This window comes from Thalassobacillus pellis, from assembly GCF_016908295.1.
GTDB lineage: Bacteria > Bacillota > Bacilli > Bacillales > Halobacillaceae > Thalassobacillus > Thalassobacillus pellis.
The window spans coordinates 370389-391740 of sequence record NZ_JAFBDO010000002.1 but is presented as its reverse complement, the minus strand read 5'-3'; the positions used below and the strand labels follow the sequence as shown (position 1 = coordinate 391740).

Annotated in this window: 18 protein-coding genes; 15 read left to right on the top strand and 3 right to left on the bottom strand. The window is 41.5% G+C overall.

Annotation, left to right across the window (positions count from 1 at the left end):
* The first annotated feature begins 319 nt into the window (after window positions 1-319).
* The 8 genes from tdh (at window position 320) to JOC33_RS07745 (ending at window position 10788) form a co-directional block, all read left to right on the top strand.
* Window positions 320-1360: an L-threonine 3-dehydrogenase gene (gene tdh, locus JOC33_RS07780; protein WP_205091927.1), complete on the top strand. Its 1041-nt coding sequence runs from the start codon at window positions 320-322 to the stop codon at window positions 1358-1360.
* A 167-nt stretch (window positions 1361-1527) separates the two neighbouring features.
* The gene (locus JOC33_RS07775) at window positions 1528-2703 is read left to right on the top strand and encodes a glycine C-acetyltransferase (RefSeq protein ID WP_205091926.1); all 1176 of its coding nucleotides are present in this window, start codon (window positions 1528-1530) and stop codon (window positions 2701-2703) included.
* Window positions 2704-2819: 116 nt separating this feature from the next.
* A complete protein-coding gene (gene miaB, locus JOC33_RS07770) occupies window positions 2820-4391 on the top strand; it encodes a tRNA (N6-isopentenyl adenosine(37)-C2)-methylthiotransferase MiaB (protein WP_205091925.1) in 1572 nt (523 codons plus the stop codon).
* On the top strand, window positions 4392-4817 hold the full coding sequence (locus JOC33_RS07765; RefSeq protein WP_205091924.1) for a YlbF/YmcA family competence regulator: 426 nt from the start codon (window positions 4392-4394) through the stop codon (window positions 4815-4817). It begins immediately after the preceding gene.
* A gap of 183 nt (window positions 4818-5000) precedes the next feature.
* Complete coding sequence (locus JOC33_RS07760; RefSeq protein WP_205091923.1) at window positions 5001-5564, top strand: outer spore coat protein CotE; 564 nt, start codon at window positions 5001-5003, stop codon at window positions 5562-5564.
* 125 nt (window positions 5565-5689) lie between these two features.
* A complete protein-coding gene (gene mutS / locus JOC33_RS07755) occupies window positions 5690-8266 on the top strand; it encodes a DNA mismatch repair protein MutS (RefSeq protein ID WP_205091922.1) in 2577 nt (858 codons plus the stop codon).
* Window positions 8267-8283: 17 nt separating this feature from the next.
* On the top strand, window positions 8284-10167 hold the full coding sequence (gene mutL / locus JOC33_RS07750; RefSeq protein ID WP_205091921.1) for a DNA mismatch repair endonuclease MutL: 1884 nt from the start codon (window positions 8284-8286) through the stop codon (window positions 10165-10167).
* A 72-nt stretch (window positions 10168-10239) separates the two neighbouring features.
* Window positions 10240-10788 (top strand): hypothetical protein, encoded by a 549-nt coding sequence (locus JOC33_RS07745; protein ID WP_205091920.1) that lies wholly within the window; start codon window positions 10240-10242, stop codon window positions 10786-10788.
* A 39-nt stretch (window positions 10789-10827) separates the two neighbouring features.
* Here JOC33_RS07745 and JOC33_RS07740 read toward each other — a convergent pair whose 3' ends face one another.
* Entirely contained in the window at window positions 10828-11202 is a 375-nt protein-coding gene (locus tag JOC33_RS07740; protein ID WP_205091919.1) for a helix-turn-helix domain-containing protein, read from the bottom strand.
* Window positions 11203-11450: 248 nt separating this feature from the next.
* Between JOC33_RS07740 and miaA the strand changes: the two genes are divergently transcribed.
* The 7 genes from miaA (at window position 11451) to glnA (ending at window position 18220) form a co-directional block, all read left to right on the top strand.
* The gene (gene miaA, locus JOC33_RS07735) at window positions 11451-12386 is read left to right on the top strand and encodes a tRNA (adenosine(37)-N6)-dimethylallyltransferase MiaA (RefSeq protein WP_205091918.1); all 936 of its coding nucleotides are present in this window, start codon (window positions 11451-11453) and stop codon (window positions 12384-12386) included.
* A gap of 39 nt (window positions 12387-12425) precedes the next feature.
* Window positions 12426-12650: an RNA chaperone Hfq gene (hfq, locus tag JOC33_RS07730; RefSeq protein WP_205091917.1), complete on the top strand. Its 225-nt coding sequence runs from the start codon at window positions 12426-12428 to the stop codon at window positions 12648-12650.
* A 136-nt stretch (window positions 12651-12786) separates the two neighbouring features.
* Window positions 12787-13716, top strand: coding sequence for an AAA family ATPase (locus JOC33_RS07725; RefSeq protein ID WP_205091916.1), 930 nt, complete (start codon window positions 12787-12789; stop codon window positions 13714-13716).
* Between the two features lie 69 nt (window positions 13717-13785).
* Window positions 13786-15018, top strand: coding sequence for a GTPase HflX (hflX, locus tag JOC33_RS07720; RefSeq protein WP_205092465.1), 1233 nt, complete (start codon window positions 13786-13788; stop codon window positions 15016-15018).
* Window positions 15019-15039: 21 nt separating this feature from the next.
* Window positions 15040-16290, top strand: a complete 1251-nt coding sequence (locus JOC33_RS07715; RefSeq protein WP_205091915.1) for a methionine gamma-lyase family protein — start codon at window positions 15040-15042, stop codon at window positions 16288-16290.
* Window positions 16291-16461: 171 nt separating this feature from the next.
* A complete protein-coding gene (locus JOC33_RS07710) occupies window positions 16462-16866 on the top strand; it encodes a MerR family transcriptional regulator (protein ID WP_205091914.1) in 405 nt (134 codons plus the stop codon).
* 22 nt (window positions 16867-16888) lie between these two features.
* Complete coding sequence (gene glnA / locus JOC33_RS07705; RefSeq protein ID WP_205091913.1) at window positions 16889-18220, top strand: type I glutamate--ammonia ligase; 1332 nt, start codon at window positions 16889-16891, stop codon at window positions 18218-18220.
* Window positions 18221-18403: 183 nt separating this feature from the next.
* Here glnA and JOC33_RS07700 read toward each other — a convergent pair whose 3' ends face one another.
* Window positions 18404-19783: an SLC13 family permease gene (locus JOC33_RS07700; RefSeq protein WP_239534063.1), complete on the bottom strand. Its 1380-nt coding sequence runs from the start codon at window positions 19781-19783 to the stop codon at window positions 18404-18406.
* 57 nt (window positions 19784-19840) lie between these two features.
* Window positions 19841-21346 carry an FAD-dependent tricarballylate dehydrogenase TcuA gene (gene tcuA / locus JOC33_RS07695; protein WP_205091912.1) on the bottom strand — a complete coding sequence of 502 codons (1506 nt, stop codon included), beginning with the start codon at window positions 21344-21346 and terminating at the stop codon, window positions 19841-19843.
* Window positions 21347-21352 lie beyond the last annotated feature (6 nt).

Sequence of the window (21352 nt, the reverse complement as noted above, 5' to 3'; positions counted from 1 at the left end):
ATAGAGTATTATTGATAACATAGATTTATAATTTTAATCTTAATAAAAGCCTTGCCAGGACATTACCGGCAAGGCTTTTTTTCATATCGGCTGTCTCCAGTCCCCCTCCTCGAGGTCATACACAGACCCTATATGTAAAAAAAACTTCCCGATGAGACTTCAGTTAAGCTTGTCTGTGACTGGTAAGACGCCTCCGCTTTTGTTCAGTAGTCAATTGTCCATCTCATAAACACAGACGCTTTTGAAATTATTTGATAGCATGTTAGAATAGTTGGTAGAAACGTTTTCTACTAGATTCGTCAATAAAGGAGTGTTCGTTGTGAGTGGAACTATGAAAGCGATCGTTAAACACCAACGTGGAGTTGGAGCGGAATTGCAGGAAGTACCTATACCGGATGTAAAAGAAAATGAAGTATTGATAAAAGTGAAAGCGACTTCAATTTGTGGTACGGATGTCCATATATATAACTGGGATGAATGGTCAGCAAGCCGAGTACATCCTCCCTACGTATTTGGACATGAATTTTCCGGGGAAGTAGTCGAAGTAGGAGATAAAGTAAATACGATTGTTCCTGGTGACTATGTAAGCGCTGAAACACATTTAGTGTGTGGTCATTGCCCACAATGCCTTACAGGTAAATTCCATATTTGTGAGAATACAAAAATAATCGGTGTTGATACACAAGGATGCTTCGCAGAATACGTTGCATTGCCAGCACAGAACATTTGGAAAAACCCTGAAAATATGCCGAGTGATATTGCGTCTGTCCAGGAGCCGATGGGGAATGCCGTCCATACGGTGTTGAATGGAGAGGTTGCTGGAAAGTCTGTTGCAATCATTGGATGCGGACCTATCGGCCTAATGGCGGTTGGAGTAGCCAAAGCAGCAGGCGCCTCCCAGGTTCTTGCCTTTGATTTGAACAATTACCGCCTTGGATTAGCAGAGCAGATGGGAGCGACCACTCTAGTCAATTCCGGAGAAGAAGATCCAGTTAAAACAGCAAAATCCCTTACATCCGGTCATGGCGTGGATGTGGTTTGTGAAATGAGCGGCCACCCTGCTGCAATTGATCAGGGCTTTAAAATGATTACCAATGGCGGAAGAATGTCCATCTTAAGTCTGCCTACTAAACCGGTAAAAGTTGATATCACAAATGATATTGTTTTTAAAGGAATTGAAGTGCAAGGGATCACGGGAAGAAAAATGTATGAAACCTGGCAGCAGGTTTCCCGTCTGTTAAACTCAAACCAGGTAGACTTAACACCGATGATTACCCACCATCTGCCTTTAGAGGATTTCGAAAAAGGATTCCAATTGATGAACGAAGGAAAGTGTGGGAAAGTAGTATTGAAGCCATAAACGATTGGAAGATTGGGAAGTCTGCTCTTTCTTTCCATTTAAAGGCTTACCAATGTTTTTTGTTAAAAATAAAAGGTTTATGGGAAACTAACTGTAGGAGGAATCGACAGCCAGAAACCTTGGCTGTCGATCTAATACTTAAAATTAGTAAATAAGGAGGCGGAAGTATGAAAGGATTTGAATACTTACAAAAAGAATTGGATGAAATGAAAGACCAGGGGACATTTCGTGAATTGATTCCCCTAGAATCAGCTCAAGGATCCCGAGTGACCATTAAAGGTAAGGAAGTGATCCAGTTATCCTCAAATAACTACCTCGGACTTACATCCCATCCAAAAATGAAGGAAGCTGCCGAAAAAGCCAACAGAGAATACGGTGTTGGTACAGGATCTGTCAGGACTATTGCGGGCACATTGCAAATGCACCAGGAATACGAACGGAAGCTTGCCAAATTTAAGCATACAGAAGCGGCACTGGTATTCCAATCCGGTTTTACTACAAACCAGGGTGTTCTATCATCTATATTGACTGATAAAGATGTGGTAATCTCCGATGAGTTGAACCATGCTTCCATTATTGATGGAATACGTCTTACGAAAGCAGGAAGAAAAATTTATAAGCATGTCGATATGAAATCACTGGAAGAGAAGCTGAAGGAATCAGGTGATTACCGGACGAAACTTGTCGTCACGGATGGTGTCTTTTCCATGGACGGAAATATCGCTCCACTTCCTGAAATTGTTGAACTCGCCGAAAAATATGATGCACTTGTAATGGTCGATGACGCACACGCAAGCGGTGTGCTTGGCAAAAACGGCCGTGGAACGGTCAATCATTTTGGACTGGATGGCCGCGTCCATATCCAGGTCGGAACATTAAGTAAGGCAATCGGTGTGCTTGGCGGTTATGTAGCAAGCAGCCAGACTTTAAAGGAATATCTGATCCATAAAGGGCGCCCATTCCTTTTCAGTACTTCCCATCCACCGGCAGTAACAGCGGCATGTGATGCAGCCATCGATGTTCTTCTGGAGGAACCTGAACTTATTCAGAAACTGTGGGATAACACGAAGTTCTTCAAGGATGGCTTGAAGAATCTCGGCTTTGATACGGGGATCAGCGAAACGCCGGTAACTCCTGTTATGGTTGGGGATGATTCAAAAACACATCAGTTTTCCGATGAGCTATTCAATGAAGGCGTATTTGCTCAAGGAATTGTTTTCCCGACAGTCCAAAAAGGAAAAGGAAGAGTCCGTACCATTGTGACTGCTGAACATTCCCAGGAAGAACTTCAGGAAGCTCTTGACGCTTTTGAACGGGCGGGTAAAAAATTGAATATCATTTAAGCTTATTTGGCTGACCTGACTTTAAGGTCGGCCATTTCTTTTTGCCCACTTAATTTTTAGTGCAAATATTGATATAATATTGTAGTTAGATATGCAATAGGAAAGGAGCCCTGTTGATGAACGAGCAACAGCGTAAAGAAATGAGCCAAATCCGAGAGGCTGATTCAGCGGACGTAAAATCCGACCAGGATAACCTTCACCGGATTAAAAATAAAAAAAGTGAAGATTTTATTAAGTACTTTGAAACAAGCTATCAGCCTCCATCCTTAAAAGATGCCAAAAAGCGTGGTAAGGAAGAAGTACAAGTTCATTATGACTTTACGATACCGGAGGAAATGGCTGGTTTAGGAAAAGGCAAGAAATTCATGATTCGCACCTACGGCTGTCAGATGAATGAACATGACACGGAAGTAATGGCCGGTATGCTGGAAGAGATGGGATATGTTGCAACTGACGATACGAAGGAAGCAGATATCATCCTATTAAATACATGTGCCATCCGCGAGAATGCCGAAAATAAAGTATTCGGAGAAATTGGGCATCTGAAGCCATTGAAAACGGAAAACCCCGATCTGATCATCGGTGTGTGTGGTTGCATGTCCCAAGAGGAATCTGTTGTTAACCGCATCTTGAAAAAACATCATTTCATCGATCTTATTTTCGGAACGCACAATATACATCGTTTACCACAATTGGTAAAGGAAGCGATGTATGGGAAAGAAATGGTTGTCGAGGTTTGGTCTAAAGAAGGAGACATTATCGAAAACCTGCCGCGTTCAAGAAAAGGTAAAATCAAAGCCTGGGTCAATATCATGTACGGCTGTGATAAATTCTGTACCTACTGTATTGTTCCATACACGAGAGGGAAAGAAAGGAGCAGGCTTCCACAGGATATCATTCAGGAAGTCCGCCACCTGGCAGCACAAGGATACAAAGAAATCACCTTGCTTGGTCAAAATGTCAATGCGTATGGTAAAGATCTGGACATGGAGTATGGGCTTGGTGATTTGATGAACGAGATTCATAAAATTGATATTCCTAGGGTACGGTTCACTACCTCCCACCCCCGTGACTTTGATGACCGCCTGATTGAAGTACTGGCTAAAGGCGGAAACCTACTTGATCATATTCACTTGCCGGTCCAGTCTGGCAGCTCCAGTGTGCTGAAAATCATGGCCCGTAAATATACGCGTGAAAGTTACTTGGAGCTTGTCGATAAAATTAGATCAGCGATGCCGAATGCAACGTTGACGACTGATATCATCGTTGGTTTCCCGAATGAAACGGATGAACAATTCGAAGAAACGCTGTCTTTGGTGGAAGAAGTAGGATTTGAAGCAGCATATACCTTCATTTATTCACCACGGGAGGGGACTCCTGCAGCGAGAATGAAAGATAATATTCCGATGGAAGTGAAAAAAGAACGATTGCAGCGATTGAATGAACTAGTGAATAAACAGTCTGCTGAAGCAATGGAAAAATACGATGGTGAAATTGTCGATGTCCTTGTTGAAGGAGAAAGCAAGAAAAATCCAGATGTATTAGCTGGTTATACAAAGAGAAATAAACTCGTCAATTTCAAGGGTCCTAAATCAGCGATTGGACAGATTGTTAAAGTGAAAATTAATAATGCTAAGACCTGGTCCTTAGATGGAGAAATGGTCGAAGAAGCAGCAGAGGTGAATTAAATGGCAGAGTATACACGTCAGCAAGTGGTTGAGGAAGCTGAAAAACTCGCGAAAATGATGGCAAATATCGAAGAAATCGATCGTTTTAAACAAATTGAAGCAAAAATCAATGAGAATAAGAAAGTTCAAGAATATATTTCTCGTATTAAAGCATTGCAAAAGCAAGCAGTCAATTTCCAGGCTTATGGTAAAACAGAAGCATTACAAAAGGTAGAAAAAGAAATTGACAGGGTTCAGGATGAACTGGATTCTATTCCAATCGTTGAAGAATTCAAGCATTCACAAACAATCATCAACGATATCCTGCAAATGGTAACTACTACGATTGCTCGTGAGGTTTCCAACGAAGTCATCCGCTCGACAGGTGGAGATGTTCTAAAGGGAGAAACCGGTTCAAAAGTGAATAATAGTGCCTGCGGGCATTGATAGAAAAAAGCCGTTGAAAGGGAAAAATACCTTCAATGGCTTTTTTACGTACAATTGTCTGGGCTCTTGCATAGAATGAACTAAAACCTTATACAATATTCTGCTTGATCAAAACGGCATGTGCACATTTCGCCCAATTCAAGCATAGGATGTTGTGTATGACAAAGGGAGGTTTTAGGTGAGATGTCATTCTTTGACCAAGAGTACCGTGAAATCATCACGAAGGCTGTTTGTGGAAAAGGGAAAAAATTCACGCAATCAACTCACATCATTTCTCCGTCCCATCGTCCATCTAGCATTCTCGGTTGTTGGGTGATCAATCATATTTATCACGCCAAGAAAAAAGGGGATCACGTGGAAGTGACGGGCAGCTATGACGCGAATGTCTGGTATTCATATAACGATAATACCAAGACAGAAGTGGTGACAGAACGGGTCAACTACTGTGATCATGTGCCCCTGTACATCAAGGATGAAAACTGTATCAATGACGATCTTGAAGTGATTGCAAGGGTGTCACAGCAACCAAACTGTTTGGAATGCAATATCACCAGCAATGGCCAGAAGATTGCCGTGGAAGTAGAGAGAGAATTTTTTGTAGATGTCATTGGAGAAACAAAGCTGTGTGTCAAGGTAAACCCTGACGGCTGTGTCTGCGATGATGATGATTTTGACTTCGGGGATCTCTCCGATGAGGACTTTTCAGAAATCAATCCTGATTTCCTTGGAAGGAAGGAAGAAGAATAACGTTTATCAAATAATCCTTGCTTTTGCTGCGAGGGTTATTTTTTTATTTCTTCTTAATTCAACCCCATTTTCTATCTGTGCTATAATGATGCTAGCGAAAATATGTACGTTTTGGGGGATCTTTAATGGCAAAATATACACCAATGATGCAGCAGTACTTATCGATAAAGGCACAGCATAAGGATGCCTTTTTATTTTTTCGTCTCGGTGATTTTTATGAAATGTTTTTCGATGATGCGTTAAAAGCTTCAAGAGAACTGGAAATCACTCTCACAAGCCGGGACGGGGGGGATGAGCGTATTCCCATGTGCGGGGTTCCATATCATTCAGCAGCTAATTACATTAAAAGCTTGATCGAAAAAGGTTATAAAGTGGCTATTTGTGAACAGGTAGAGGATCCTAAAGCAGCAAAAGGTGTAGTAAAGCGGGAAGTCGTCCAACTGATTACGCCAGGTACGGTAATGGAAGGAAACATGCTTGATGATAAAGAAAACAATTACCTGGCGAGTATTACAACCTTTGATGACGGCAGTTTTACAGTTGCTTATAATGACCTGACTACCGGGGAAAACACCATTGCACTGATCCGAGAAGGCTGGGGATCCGTAGTCAGTGAATTATATAACCGTCCGGTCAAGGAAGTGGTTGTTGCCAGTTCACTGCCTGAAAAGTATCAGGAAGAACTTCAGCAGCGTTTAAATTACACAATTTCGTTTCAGGATGATACGAAAGTCGATCCTGCCTTTGACCACCTTTTCCTTAACATTAATCAACAGAAATACATAGAAGGCTTTGGACGGCTGCTCAATTATATCCGACACACCCAGAAAAGGTCGCTTGATCATTTACGGCCAGTGGAAACCATTGAGCTGAATACATTTATGTCGTTGGACATGTATTCGAAGCGGAACCTGGAGCTGATGGAAACGATTCGAAAGCAAGGAAAAGCCGGCAGTCTGCTCTGGGTAATAGATGATACGATAACTTCCATGGGCGCCCGGATGTTGAAAAAATGGCTGGAAAGGCCGCTATTGCAAAAAGAGGCAATCGAAAAGCGCCATGCACAACTGTCGGGGTTTTTAGATAATTATTTTGAACGGGAGGAACTACGGGAGCAGTTAAAGTCGGTGTATGATTTGGAACGATTATCCGGTAGAGTTTCCTTTGGCAATGTGAATGCAAGGGATTTAATTCAATTAAAGCAATCGCTTGCAAACATACCCGAAATTGTGCAATTACTGGAACGGTTTGAAAATGAGGAAATCAATGAACTTCAAAAAGGAATTGATTCGCTGCCGGAATTGTTTGAGCTGCTTGATGAAAGCCTGCATGAAGATCCGCCTGTAACGTTGAAGGAAGGCGGAATCATTAAAGATGGCTTTGATGCAAAGCTTGATAAATACCGGGATGCTGCGAGAAATGGCAAGCAATGGATTGCTGAACTGGAGCGAAAAGAACGGGAAGAGACGAAAATCAAATCCCTGAAAGTGGGATATAATCGTGTATTTGGCTATTATATCGAAGTAACAAAAGCAAATCTGCACCTGCTGCCAGAGGGAAAATATGAACGTAAGCAGACGCTTACCAATGCGGAACGTTATATCACTCCGGAGCTAAAAGAAAAAGAAACATTAATCCTGGAAGCTCAAGAAAAAAGTGTCGAGCTGGAATATGAATTGTTTTTGAGTCTGCGTGAAAAAGCCAAAGCTTACATTAAAAAGCTTCAATTACTGGCTGAACAAATCAGTGAAATAGATGTACTGCAAGGGTTTGCATCCATATCCGAGAAGAATGGCTACACACGTCCTTCCTTTAATACGGAACGTCTGATAGATATTAAAGACGGACGGCATCCAGTTGTTGAAAAAGTAATGAAGGAATCTACGTTTGTCCCTAATGATGTGTATATGGATGATCACACTGACGTCCTAGTCATAACCGGACCAAACATGTCAGGGAAAAGCACGTATATGCGCCAGCTTGCTTTAACCTCCATCATGGCACAAATTGGCTGCTATGTCCCATGTAAGGAAGCAAATTTGCCGATTTTTGACCAAATATTCACCCGGATTGGTGCTGCAGATGATCTTGTTTCTGGTCAAAGTACCTTTATGGTGGAAATGCTGGAAGCAAAGCATGCCTTAACAAACGCTACGGAAAACAGTATGATTCTGCTTGATGAAATTGGCAGGGGAACAAGCACATATGATGGAATGGCACTTGCTCAGGCGATTGTGGAGCATATTCATCATGAAATAAAAGCAAAAACATTATTCTCTACGCATTATCATGAATTGACTGAACTTGATCAGTCGTTAGAACGATTAATGAATGTACACGTAAGAGCGGAAGAATACCAGGGAAATGTTGTCTTTCTTCACCAAATCAGGGAAGGTGCTGCAGATGAAAGCTACGGCATTCATGTTGCCAGGCTGGCGGAACTGCCTGAGACACTGATCGATCGGGCCACTCACCTTCTTCATGAGTTTGAAAGCGGCGACCATTCTAAACAGGAATATGAAACAGCAGAAGAGCAATTGACACTGTTCAAAGAAGAAGCAGCTGCTACGAAAACATCGTTTAAAGGCAATTACAGTGATGAAGAATGGAAAAAACAACTTATAGAACTAGACCTCATGGAAATGACTCCGATGGATGCGATGAATGAGCTGTATAAATTGCAGAAACGACTTAAGAAATGACGCAGGGAGGGAGACCGATGGGGAAAATACAATTGATGCCCGATCAACTGGCGAATAAAATTGCTGCAGGAGAAGTGGTGGAGCGTCCAGCATCCGTCATAAAAGAGCTGGTCGAAAATAGTATTGATGCCGGGAGCAGCTGGATCAAAATCGATCTGATGGAAGCCGGTCTCCAGAAAATCCAGATCATCGATGATGGGGAAGGCATGACCGAAGAGGATTGTGAGCATGCATTTTTCCGCCATGCCACCAGCAAAATAAGAGACGAAAATGATTTGTTCCATGTGCGCACTCTCGGTTTCCGGGGGGAAGCCTTGGCGAGTATAGCTGCTGTCAGCAGGCTGGCAATTCAGAGCTCCGTAGGACAAGTGGCCGGAACCCGTCTCGAACTAGAAGGTGGAAAGCTTCTCCAAAGAGGGAAAAGCGATGCTAGAAAAGGCACAGAAATAACAGTGGAAGAATTGTTTTTTAATACACCCGCCAGGCTGAAATATATGAAAACAATCCATACTGAGCTTGGCCATATTACGGATATTTTGAACCGGATGGCATTGTCCCATCCCGAGGTGAAATTTGACTGCTCTCACAATGGGAAAAGGCTTTTTCAGACTTCCGGAAGGGGTGATCTTCTCCAGGTAATCGCGCAGATTTACGGGATGGGCGTAGCGCGGAAAATGATACCTATTAAGGCAGAGAGCCTTGATTTCACAATTGAAGGCTATATTGCAAAACCAGAAGTGACAAGGGCTTCTCGCAACTATATGTCCACTGTTATTAATGGACGTTATATTCGTAATATCACTTTGAACAAAGCGATAATGAAGGGTTATCATACCCTTTTGCCTATCGGCAGAAACCCCCTTGTGGTGCTTAATATAGAGATGGATCCAATCCTTGTGGATGTCAATGTCCATCCTGCTAAACTGGAGGTTCGGTTCAGCAAAGAGAAAGAGCTGTTTGATACAATTGAACAATCGATAAAAAAAGAATTAAGAAAAGAGTCGCTAATTCCTGAAGCACCTTCCCGGAAGAGTAAGAAACAGAAGTTACATTCTACCCAAAAATCGTTTGATTTTATGGAAGACAGGAAAGCGGAAACCAAGAAAGAAGATGCCCATTTGGAGCATAAAAACTCCTTTGAACAGTTTGTAACCTCGTTGCAAACAGATAATGGGAACAAGGAGGAAAATTTTGAATACCAAAAGCGGCAGGATGAAGCTGTCAGGGAAATGGCAGCTGAACCATTGGTTGGAAAAACAGATCATAATGAATCGCAGGAGAAAGAGGACAGGCAAGAAACCAATAACGGGAATGGGAACCGGGTACCTGTCCTGTACCCGATTGGTCAGCTTCACGGGACATATATTCTGGCGCAGAACGAAAATGGATTGTACATCGTAGACCAGCATGCTGCCCAGGAGAGAATAAAGTATGAATTTTTCCGTGACAAATTAGGCGAAACAACTAATGAGGTGCAGGAACTCCTCGTTCCAATGACATTTGATTTTTCCAAGAAAGAAGCACTCCGAATTGAAGAGCACCTGGAGGAATTGAAGAAAGTTGGTATCTTTTTCGAACCCTTCGGAGACACTTCTTTCATTATTAGAAACCATCCGAGCTGGTTTCCTGAAGGGCAGGAAGAAGCAGTTATTGATGATATGGTAGAGCAAATCATGCATGAGAACAAGATTGATATTAAGAAAATAAGAGAAGAAGCCGCTATATTGATGTCTTGTAAACGATCTATCAAAGCGAACCATTATTTAAATCATGAAGATATGAAACATTTATTAGATGATTTAAGGAGGTCGACCGATCCGTTCACTTGTCCCCATGGACGGCCGATCATCGTTCATTTTTCTGACTACGATATGGAAAAAATGTTCAAGCGGGTAATGTGATCAGAAAAAGGCTGAAGGAGGCGGAGGGCTGCCCTTCAGCTTTTTAAATTTGTAAGGAATTGGAGGATTACGATGTCACTATCTGTAAGAGTGGAAACGGATAATAAAAAAATTTGGGAAACGGCCGACTTGTTTGATGAAACGAATCGGACAGCAGAAATCCATCGTCTTTTCCAAGCAGCATATGACTATTATCGAGATGTGTTTGAGGACTATCATAAGGAAAAGGCAGTGGATAATTGGCTGAAAGGCTTAGAGAATCTAATAAAACAAGCATTCCACATTGCAAAAAAGGAAGTAGGGGAGGGGGAGAATCATGAAAAAGCAACCCTTGATGTTGCTTTGGAACTCCTCATTATTTACATTACAGATCATTATAAGATAGAAAACAAGGATTACGACTATCTGGTAGATCATAAGGAAACTTTACTAAATAACCGTATTGTAATAAAGCAGGATGACGTAGTGAGGTTTGATGAGTTCCTTAACGAAAATAATGAGGACAGGTTCGCACAGGAAATCACGCGTTACGAACGATATTTAAGTGCATTGGTTTTATCCAGGCATCCACACGTCCAAGACACGATTAAAAGAATTCTTGATAAACTGAATCTTCCTTAACGTACAGGCACTGGAAAAGGTTACATAACTGACATTATGTTAATCCTCCGTTTGTTCTGTTTTCTTTGATTGCCGGATGAAATCAAAGAAGTTTAAAATTTGGTCGATTTCTTCTTTGCTTAATTCCTCCCATACATGAACATAGAAGAAATCGGTCTCTTCAATCCCTTTTTCCTTCCATACATTATCAATTTTTTTCAGGATATCAAAAGGTTGATCGCTTCTGCCAAGTAAAAAATCAGTAGTGCAATCTAAAACATTAGCTAAGTCGATGACATTCTGCAGGTCCGGGAAAGTATACCCTCTTTCCCAATTAGAAATGACCTGGGAGGATTCACCGACATATTCAGCTAATGTTTTTTGCGTCCATTCATTGTGCATTCTTAAAAATTTGATTCGTTCAGAAATCACCATCCCAAAACCCTCCTTTGACAGTAGTTTATCATCAGCTAACGAAATACGATAGTGGCAAAAATACCGAATAACGCATTACGTTACAGCACAACTAACAAAATCCGTTAGCTGTGCATAACTTCCGGTTTTACCAACACCTAACGGAAAACGTTAGTGTGGTTGTAACGAAACTCGTTATAAGGGTGTGAATAAGCGTTATTTTATGTATAATAGCTAAGGAAGATTGAAGAATTGAGGTAATTTTATTTATGAAACCACTTGTTATATCTGTGGTTGGACCTACAGCTGTGGGTAAAACCAAATTAGGTGTTGAAATTGCAAAAAAATTTGATGGTGAGGTTATCAGTGGAGATTCTATGCAGATTTATCGCCATATGGATATAGGTACTGCTAAAGTATCGGAGGGAGAAGCTGAGGGCGTGCCGCATCATATGATTGATATCAAAAATCCCGAAGAACCTTTCTCTGTAGCGGAATTCCAGGAACGTGTTACCAGACATATTAACGACATCACCAAAAGAGGGAAGCTTCCGATTATCGTAGGGGGTACTGGATTGTATGTCCAGGCTGTACTTTATGGATTTCATTTTTCCGAGGAGAAACGAAATCCAGATGTTACTAAAGCACTTGAAGACGCGGTTGCTGATAAGGGTAATATGGAATTATATCGCCAGCTTAAGGAAGTTGATCCGAACCAGGCAAAAAAAATCCATCCGAACAATATACGGAGAGTGATCAGGGCGCTGGAGATTTATGAAACCACCGGAAAGACAATGAGCGAATATAAACAAGAGCAGGAAAGAGAGTCGCCTGTTCGGCCAATCATAATCGGTCTGGAAATGGACAGGGAATTATTATATCAACGGATTAATCAACGGGTAGACCACATGATGAAAGAAGGTCTCCTTGGAGAAGTGAAGAACTTGTATGAAAAAGGGCTGGAAAATGCTCAGTCCATGAAAGCTATCGGGTACAAAGAGTTCATTCCTTATTTTAACGGTGAATATGATTTGGACCGCGCTGTAGAACTGCTGAAAAGAAATTCCCGGAGATATGCAAAGAGGCAATACACTTATTTCCGAAATAAATTGGATGTACAATGGTATGAGGTTACCGAGGAGAATTATCATGAAAAGTTTGCAACAATTTTAGAAGATTTAGCAGGAATGATGGAATCAACCTAGAAATAAAAGTAATATAGATAGAAAAGAGGAGGAAGATTCATGGCTCAATCCGTTAATATTCAGGACAACTACTTAAATCAACTCAGAAAAGATCGTATTCAGGTAACAGTCTTTCTACTCAATGGGTTTCAATTGAGGGGGATTGTCAAAGCATTTGATAATTTCACAGTTTTACTGGAATCCGATGGGAAACAACAGCTGATTTTTAAGCATGCCATATCCACATTCGCTCCAGTTAAGAATATTACCTTGGATAAAGAGTGAATACTTTAAAAAACAGGCGTATATACGCCTGTTTTTTTATCGCTTGCCCTCTTAAAATGACGGATTATTAATCTGGGCGTTTGTCACAAATAAGCCGGTCCTGACGTATAGTGTTAGGGAATAAGGGGTGATCCAGGTGAATTCCCATTTGTCAGTCAAACAACAAGGCCAGATCAATATCATATTACGTGATCATAATAAACAGGCCGCAGAGGGAACTGCTGTACACGCAGAAACAGAAGCTAATCCCCACCCATTTCAAATTGTTGATGACCACTTGGCTTCTTTCGTTGGAATGGATCGGTTACGGGGAAAAGTAAAGGAAATTTATGCACAGGTTCTGATAGCGGAAAAACGGAAACAAGCTGGACTTTCGACAGATAATCAAGTTCTTCATATGATGTTCAGAGGGAATCCGGGTACTGGAAAGACAACAGTTGCAAGGGCGTTGGCGAAAATCTTCTATGATATGAAGCTTCTTTCAAAAGGGCATTTTGTCGAGGCGGACAGAGGTGACCTTGTTGGTGAATATATTGGTCATACCGCACAGAAAACAAAAGCCTTGATCAAAAAGTCGCTGGGTGGTGTCTTATTCATCGATGAAGCATATTCTCTTGCCAGGGGCGGCGAAAAGGATTTTGGGAAAGAAGCGGTAGATACGATCGTTAAATGTATGGAAGATCATCACAGCGAGTTCATTCTTATATTGGCGGGTTATCCTAAAGAAATGTCCCGTTTCCTATCTCTTAACCCCGGATTGAAATCAAGGTTTCCGATCACACTTGATTTTCCGGACTATACATCTGAGGAGTTACTGGAGATTTCAATGGACATGGTAAAAACAAAGGATTATAAGCTTTCAAAAGAGGCACAATGGAAATTAAAGAATCACTTTCACCAAATGCTTCAACGGTTGCCTCATAATTTTTCAAATGGCAGGTATGTAAGAAATCTCATTGAAGAAGCGATCCGAAAACACGCCACAAGGGTAATTGAACTTAGGAGCCCATCAAAAGAAACGTTAATGACTCTGGATGTTAGGGATATCGTTTTTGAGGAAAAATAGCTGGGATTATAAAAGAATCGACTCATTTGATATGATAAGGTAAGATGCTTACGGAAAGAGGTAGAAATGATGGCAGATAAAGAAAAAGTAGTGCTTGTTGCACGCAGTGAATCCATGCAGGACGAAAAAAGGTTTCAATCATCGCTTGAAGAGCTGCAATCTTTAACAGAAACTGCAGATGGAGAAGTGAGCAAGATATTCACACAAAAACGGGATCGTATCCATCCTGCCACTTATATCGGAGATGGAAAGCTAGATGAGATCAGGGAGTATATCTCTGGATATGATATCGACCTGGTGATATTTAATGAAGAATTGTCACCAGGTCAGCTCAAAAACATTACAGATAAGCTTGAAGTTCGAGTGATCGATCGCAGTCAGCTGATTCTGGATATTTTTGCCCAGCGCGCACAAACCAAAGAGGGAAAGCTGCAAGTAGAACTTGCGCAGTTACAGTATCTGCTCCCGAGGCTTATCGGGCAGGGGACTGCGCTTTCCCGTCTTGGGGGCGGAATTGGGACAAGGGGTCCCGGGGAAACCAAGCTTGAAAGCGACAGGCGTCACATCAGAAGGCGAATTGACGATATCAAAAGCCGGTTGAAGACAGTAGTCAAACAGAGAGAGCAGTACCGTAAGCGGAGGAAGGAAAACAGTGCATTTCAAATAGCAATCGTTGGCTATACGAACGCAGGGAAATCCACTTTTTTTAATCGGGCAACAGAAAGTGACTCTTTTGAGGAAAATTTACTTTTTGCGACGCTTGATCCGTTAACGAGGCAAATCCAGCTAGCTTCTGGGTTTACGGCGCTTCTCTCTGATACGGTAGGGTTCATTCAGGATTTGCCGACAACTTTAATTGCGGCCTTCCGATCGACATTGGAGGAAGTGACCGAGGCTGATTTCATAATCCACATGGTTGATGCCTCGCACCCTGATCATGAACAACATGAAAAGACAGTGCTTCGGCTGCTATCTGATTTAGATGCAGATCATCTGCCGATTTTGACTGTTTATAATAAGAAGGACTTGCTGCAAGACGATTTTATTCCTCATGCTTTTCCTTCTCTGACCGTGAGTGTTCACGATTCCATCGATATCAAACGGGTTCTGGATAAAGTAGAAGAAATGCTGAAAGAAGAGTGGGAAGATTATAAAGCTTTCATACCAGCCTCTCAAGGGAAAAAGCTTCAACAAGTAAAACGTGCAAGCATTGTGAGCAGTATGTATTTTGATGAAGATCGCGAAGGATATTTCATTACAGGAGCAATCCATGAAGAACATCCCTTGAAAAATCAACTATGAGAAAAGGAAGTAAACATATTTATGAATATCGAACAGACCGCAATAGATACTGAGGAAGCTATCCGCTCTATTCATTTAAATATCGATAAAATTGCAGAAGACAATCAAAAGCGGGTATTGGACTCATTTCAGAAATTAAAAGTCAGTGATAGTCATTTTAATCCCACCACAGGATACGGGTATGATGATTTTGGTCGTGACAAGTTGGAGGAACTATACGCTGACGTCTTTGGAGGAGAAGATGCCCTTGTCAGACCGCAGATTATTTCCGGGACTCATGCGATTACCACTGCTTTGTTTGGTGTATTAAGACCTGGCGATGAGCTGCTTTACATAACAGGTACCCCGTATGATACTTTGGAAAGCGTAATAGGGGAGACGGAGGAACGTGATATCGGTTCATTGAAGGATTTTGGAATCAACTATCGAGCTATTCCCCTTCACGCCAACAGAGAGGTCAATATCGAAGAAGTAACAAATGCGATTACCGATAATACGAAAATGATTGCTATCCAGCGTTCGAAAGGATATGCTGACAGACCTTCATTTTCGATAAGCCAATTGGAAAGCCTGATAACTTCCATTAAAGCAATAAAACCAGGTGCTGTCATCTTTGTCGACAATTGTTATGGAGAGTTTGCCGAAACAAGGGAGCCCCTTCATGCTGGGGCCGATTTAATTGCTGGATCTTTGATTAAGAATCCCGGCGGTGGTATAGCTAGAACTGGCGGATATATCGTTGGTCATAAAGATTTAATAGAGTTATGCAGCCACCGGCTGACTGCTCCTGGACTTGGTAAAGAAGTGGGGGCAAGTCTGAACATGCTGCAGGAAATGTATCAGGGGTTATTCTTGGCGCCTCATGTCGTAGGAGAAGCGATGAAAGGTGCTGTATTTACTGCGAAATACCTTGAAATGCTTGGGTTTTTGACGACTCCTTCCTTTGATGCTCCTCGTACAGATTTGATTCAGTCGGTTTCATTTGAAACAGCCGAGCAAATGATTGCTTTTTGCCAGGCAATCCAGCAGTCATCCCCGATAAATTCACACGTCACTCCGCATCCAAGTCCCATGCCGGGATATGAAAGCGATGTAATCATGGCGGCAGGTACTTTTATCCAGGGAGCTAGCTTGGAGTTAACAGCAGATGGCCCGATCAGACCTCCTTATACCGCATATGTACAGGGAGGATTGACGTATTCCCATGTCAAGATTGCAGTTAAAAATGCTGTAGCAAAAATGCATAATGCTGGTTTTTTAAAAGAAAGATAAGGGTAAAGACTGAGGTGGTAAACCACTTCAGTCTTTTTTTAGTCCCTATTCGTATAACCACCGTGACAGAATTTTTTAAAAATTTCATGTTATATTTCCTCACATCCGTTGACAACAATTATCTCACATGCGTATAATAGGTTTATAAATCGTTGAGGGAGGTGGCAGGCGATGAATGATGAAATCAGACGTTCGATGCCGTTATTCCCGATAGGGATTGTCAAATCTTTGACAGACCTTTCCGCAAGACAAATCAGATACTACGAAGAGCATGGCCTTATTAATCCGGCTCGGTCGGAAGGCAATCGTAGACAGTTCTCATTCAATGATGTGGACCGTCTCCTTGAAATCAAATCCCTGATAGAAAAAGGTGTGAATCTAGCCGGAATCAAACAGGTTCTCTCGATGAAAGAAGTTCCAGAGAATCGAGAAGTGGAACAGAGTAAAGTGGAAGAGATCCACAATGAACTATCAGAGAAAGAGTTGCGCCGAATGCTGCAACAGGAATTATTCAATGCAGGCAGACACGGCAAATCATCGTTAAGACAGGGAGAATTATCACGATTCTTCCATTAAATATTAGGAGGAGTAATAATCCATGGGTATAACCAGAAAAGAAGTTTACAAAAAAATTGAAGAAGAGAATGTAAAATTCATCCGTTTGCAATTCACTGACATGCTTGGGACAATTAAAAATGTGGAAATCCCTTTAAGTCAGCTGGACAAAGCACTGGATAATGAGATGATGTTCGATGGTTCTTCCATTGAAGGTTTCGTCCGGATCGAAGAATCTGACATGTACTTAATTCCTGATATTGACACTTTTGTAGTCTTTCCTTGGACCTCTGAAAAAGGAAAGGTAGCACGTTTCATTTGTGACATATATAATCCGGATATGACTCCATTTGAGGGTGACCCGAGAAATATTCTTAAGCGTAATCTGAAGAAAATGGAAGAACTCGGCTTTTCTGCTTTCAATATCGGTACAGAGCCGGAATTCTTTCTATTCAAATTGGATGAGCGCGGAGAACCTTCCATGGAACTGAATGATAAAGGCGGCTATTTTGACCTTGCGCCTACTGATCTTGGAGAAAATTGCCGTCGTGATATCGTGCTGGAACTGGAAGAGATGGGCTTTGAAATCGAAGCTTCTCACCACGAGGTTGCACCTGGCCAACACGAAATAGATTTCAAATATTCTGATGCTGTTAAACACTGTGATGATATCCAGACATTCAAGCTGGTTGTAAAAACCATCGCACGTAAACACGGACTGCATGCAACATTCATGCCGAAGCCACTGTTCGGGGTCAACGGTTCTGGGATGCATGCCAACATGTCCTTGTTCAAAGGTAAAGAAAATGCATTTTATGATACGAGCGGGGAACTTGAACTTTCTAAAGTCGCTTACCAATTCACCGCAGGTATCATCAAACATGCAACGAATTTCACAGCAGTCACAAACCCGACTGTCAACTCATACAAGCGTCTAGTGCCTGGATATGAAGCACCTTGTTATGTAGCATGGTCCGGACAAAACCGCAGCCCGCTTATCCGCGTTCCGACCTCTCGTGGCTTAAGCACACGTATCGAAGTACGCAGCGTTGATCCATCAGCAAACCCTTATATGGCAATGGCTGTACTACTGGCTTCTGGACTTGATGGAATAGAAAACAACCTGGAAGCACCTAAGCCCGTGGACCGTAATATCTATGTAATGGATAAAGAAGAGCGGGAGAAAAACGGGGTACAAGACTTGCCTGCAACTTTGTATGATGCTCTGGAACTGCTAAAGAAAGATGAGATATTGGTCAAAGCCCTGGGTGAACATTGCTTTGAACATTTTATTGAAGCAAAAGAAATCGAATGGGATATGTTCCGTACACAAGTACATCCTTGGGAACGAGAGCAATACCTATCTGTATACTAATATCATTTATTAAAACACCCTGCCGTAATAGAGGCAGGGTGTTTTCTTCTTAAGCTGTCTGTCCTTTTCATGTTTTCCTGACATAGAGTGATTTTACCTGGATGATGCCTTGCAGGAGACATGCACTAGTTTAGCAAAACTTGATAAACATAGATTGTAAGAGCTTTATAATTTAACTGCTCTTCATAAAACGAATCTCCAATAAAATAATACGGCCCCAATAATTAACATCAGCCATAATAAACTGGACGGGACTCCGATTTTCAGCAACTGTCTTTCAGTAAAATAACCGTAGGAAAAACTTATCAAGTGGACAGGGGACTGCGTAATTAGAAAGAAACCTGGAATTCCTGCTAAAAATACAGCCATCGCAACAATAAGTGGGGAGAAATTTTGCAAACCTTCACCAATTGATATTGCCAAAGGAAGCATAATGGTCAAATAACCAAGAATATTTACAAATATCATTCTGAGAATCGCTGTACATAAGACAAGAATCACTATCATTACAAATTCCGACCTGGTACTGATTGTACGAATAACCAAGTCAGCTATCCATGCTATCGTACCTGTCTGGATTAGCATTCCAGATACCATCAACGTACTTGAAAAAAATAACATCATATCCCAGTCGATCGATTTTCTGGCCAACTTCCATTCCCAAATGCCGATTCCTGGCAGGACTGTAAGTGAAGCTCCCAGTAAACCGATGAGAGGAATCGAAAAACCGTGAATTGTTTGTGTTGCCCATAATATAAGTACCATACTCATGATTATCATCATTTTTTTTTCAGAAATGCTTAGTTTTCCTAATTCGATAAGATGTTCATCCAATAATTTCAGCATTCGTTTTCTGTCAATCGCTTCTGGTGGTAAAACATAGATGAATACAAGCCAGAGCAATAAAATGTATACAACAATTGGCGGAACGAAATAGATAAGCCAAGTGACATAATCAATCCCGGCAACAATATTCGAGAACAAACCGAATGTATAAATAGTGGAGCTCGCCCCTGTTGCGACGAATGCCCCGGAAATAGCCGCCATATAGCTTATCCCAATAAATAGAGCGGCACCTATGTTATTTACGTTATTGATTCCATTTATATATTTTAATAAGCGGTCAAAGACAGATGAAACCAGGTTCGCTTTTCCTACGTTTGAAGGGATCAGTATGGAGAGAATCAGCAATAGAAGGAATGATATGAATATCAGCGCCCGGCCCGATCCTCTCGACATTTTTAACAATTGAAAAGAAACCCGGCTTGCAAGGCCCGATTCAATAAATGCCTGGGAAATGATAAAGGTAGAGAAAAGTAGCCAGACAACTTCAGAACTGAAATAAGCCAGAGTTTCCTGATAAGTGAAAAAATGAAAGGATAGTAGTAAAAAGAATAATAATGAACTGTAAGCCAGTGCAAACACACGGCTGATCCAAAGAATCTGAATTATGACTAAAGCAGCAATTGCCTGGAGTTTGATACCCCAATCAAAGATGGGCATGAAAAATAATAAATAGAGTATTCCAGTTATAAGCAGGATCATTGTTTTTTTATTCATCATATAAAATCTCCTATTATGTGTAAAAGCCACCATTGAAATATCTGGTGGCTTTTACTATTACGACAGTATGTTAGTTTCTTTCTGGACTCTTCCGGCTGCTGATTCACCAGCTGTTTTTCCAAAAACAGCACCTGACATCAGACCTGAACCCCCGGGATAATTTTCATAAAATATTCCGCCGACCATTTCTCCTGCAGCGTACAGGCCAGGAATTGGGTCGGTATTTTTGTTGAGAACTTCTCCATTCGTATTAACATGTAAACCGCCGAAAGAGAAGGTGATTCCGCAGGTAACAGGGTAAGCATAAAAAGGTGCTTGTTCTATTTTTAAAGACCAGTTGCTCTTTGGCGGTGTAATTCCTTTGGTGTCTTTATTATCTTTTATAGTGGGGTTATAGTTGCCCTCTTGAACGGCATCGTTATACTCGGCAATTGTTTGTAAAAACCTTTCCTTATTTACTGGAAGCTGACTGACTAATGCCTCCAGTGTTTCCGCATGATAACAGGTTGCCTCCGTAAGATCATATTCTTTCCGCAGCATTGGTCTGACTTGCTGGTCGTATATTTGATAAGCGATGTGACCAGGCTGCTTTAATATTTCTCTCCCGTATTTGGCATAGGTATAATTTCTGAAGTCAGCACCTTCATCAACGAACCTTTCGCCTTCTTTATTCACCATGATGCTTAGAGGATAAGAATGCTTTTTAAATATATCCCCCGGTTTTGTATAATCTCCCACCTTTGGTGCGTTGTAATCAGTACCTATTGAATGACAGCCAGACCATTCTCCATGTTTTTGTGCTCCAATGGCTATTGCCATTTCCAGGCCGTCACCAGTGTTAAACTCTGTTCCCCGGACGATCGCTTCTTCCCACTCTTTACCAATTTCTTTTCCGCGCATTTTTTTATCAGCTTCAAAGCTTCCGCATGCAAGAATAACATTCGAGGTTGGTACCTGAACCGATTGGCCGTCTTTATCAACCATAATGGAGGAAATTTGACCATTGTAGGTTACCAGTTGTTTGGCGCATGCCTCATACCAAATGTCAATTCCTGATTCTTTTGCTCTTGTAAAAAGGGTATCCATTAAGCCCATTCCGATATTTTTTGTTTTAACGGGAAGTCCGCCCCAGAAATGGAACATTCCATCCTTTTCAAAGGATTGATTATCGTAGTTTAAGACGAACTCTACTCCTAGTTCTTGCATCCACGAAATTGTAGTGTAAGAGTTATCCACTAAATGACCAGCTAATTCCGGGGTGGTTTTCCCGTTCGTCACGGTCATAAGATCATCATAGTAATCTTCTGTTTTATAGGAAGGCATTACTATCTTTTCTGCTTCCTCGTCTGACAAATCGGGTATCAATTTCCGTATATCCTCTAAATCATTGTAAGCAAAACGAATCGCTCCGTCCGTGAAAAAGGAGTTTCCTCCTCGCTTATGTTTTGGGCCTTTTTCTAATACCAAGACTTGTGCCCCTTTTTCTTTTGCTGAGATAGCAGCACATAAAGCAGCGTTTCCGGCTCCAACTACAACGACATCATATTTAACAGGTTTAGACACTTTTGG

What these genes read in the sequence shown, in the direction of transcription:
- JOC33_RS07710 (WP_205091914.1), top strand. Translation starts at nt 16,462, where the DNA reads ATGAATGATGAAATCAGACGTTCGATGCCGTTATTCCCGATAGGGATT.
- mutS (WP_205091922.1), top strand. Translation starts at nt 5,690, where the DNA reads ATGGCAAAATATACACCAATGATGCAGCAGTACTTATCGATAAAGGCA.
- miaA (WP_205091918.1), top strand. Translation starts at nt 11,451, where the DNA reads ATGAAACCACTTGTTATATCTGTGGTTGGACCTACAGCTGTGGGTAAA.
- mutL (WP_205091921.1), top strand. Translation starts at nt 8,284, where the DNA reads ATGGGGAAAATACAATTGATGCCCGATCAACTGGCGAATAAAATTGCT.
- glnA (WP_205091913.1), top strand. Translation starts at nt 16,889, where the DNA reads ATGGGTATAACCAGAAAAGAAGTTTACAAAAAAATTGAAGAAGAGAAT.
- hfq (WP_205091917.1), top strand. Translation starts at nt 12,426, where the DNA reads ATGGCTCAATCCGTTAATATTCAGGACAACTACTTAAATCAACTCAGA.
- JOC33_RS07760 (WP_205091923.1), top strand. Translation starts at nt 5,001, where the DNA reads ATGTCATTCTTTGACCAAGAGTACCGTGAAATCATCACGAAGGCTGTT.
- JOC33_RS07775 (WP_205091926.1), top strand. Translation starts at nt 1,528, where the DNA reads ATGAAAGGATTTGAATACTTACAAAAAGAATTGGATGAAATGAAAGAC.
- JOC33_RS07715 (WP_205091915.1), top strand. Translation starts at nt 15,040, where the DNA reads ATGAATATCGAACAGACCGCAATAGATACTGAGGAAGCTATCCGCTCT.
- JOC33_RS07740 (WP_205091919.1), bottom strand. Translation starts at nt 11,202, where the DNA reads ATGGTGATTTCTGAACGAATCAAATTTTTAAGAATGCACAATGAATGG.
- JOC33_RS07745 (WP_205091920.1), top strand. Translation starts at nt 10,240, where the DNA reads ATGTCACTATCTGTAAGAGTGGAAACGGATAATAAAAAAATTTGGGAA.
- hflX (WP_205092465.1), top strand. Translation starts at nt 13,786, where the DNA reads ATGGCAGATAAAGAAAAAGTAGTGCTTGTTGCACGCAGTGAATCCATG.
- JOC33_RS07700 (WP_239534063.1), bottom strand. Translation starts at nt 19,783, where the DNA reads ATGATGAATAAAAAAACAATGATCCTGCTTATAACTGGAATACTCTAT.
- JOC33_RS07765 (WP_205091924.1), top strand. Translation starts at nt 4,392, where the DNA reads ATGGCAGAGTATACACGTCAGCAAGTGGTTGAGGAAGCTGAAAAACTC.
- miaB (WP_205091925.1), top strand. Translation starts at nt 2,820, where the DNA reads ATGAACGAGCAACAGCGTAAAGAAATGAGCCAAATCCGAGAGGCTGAT.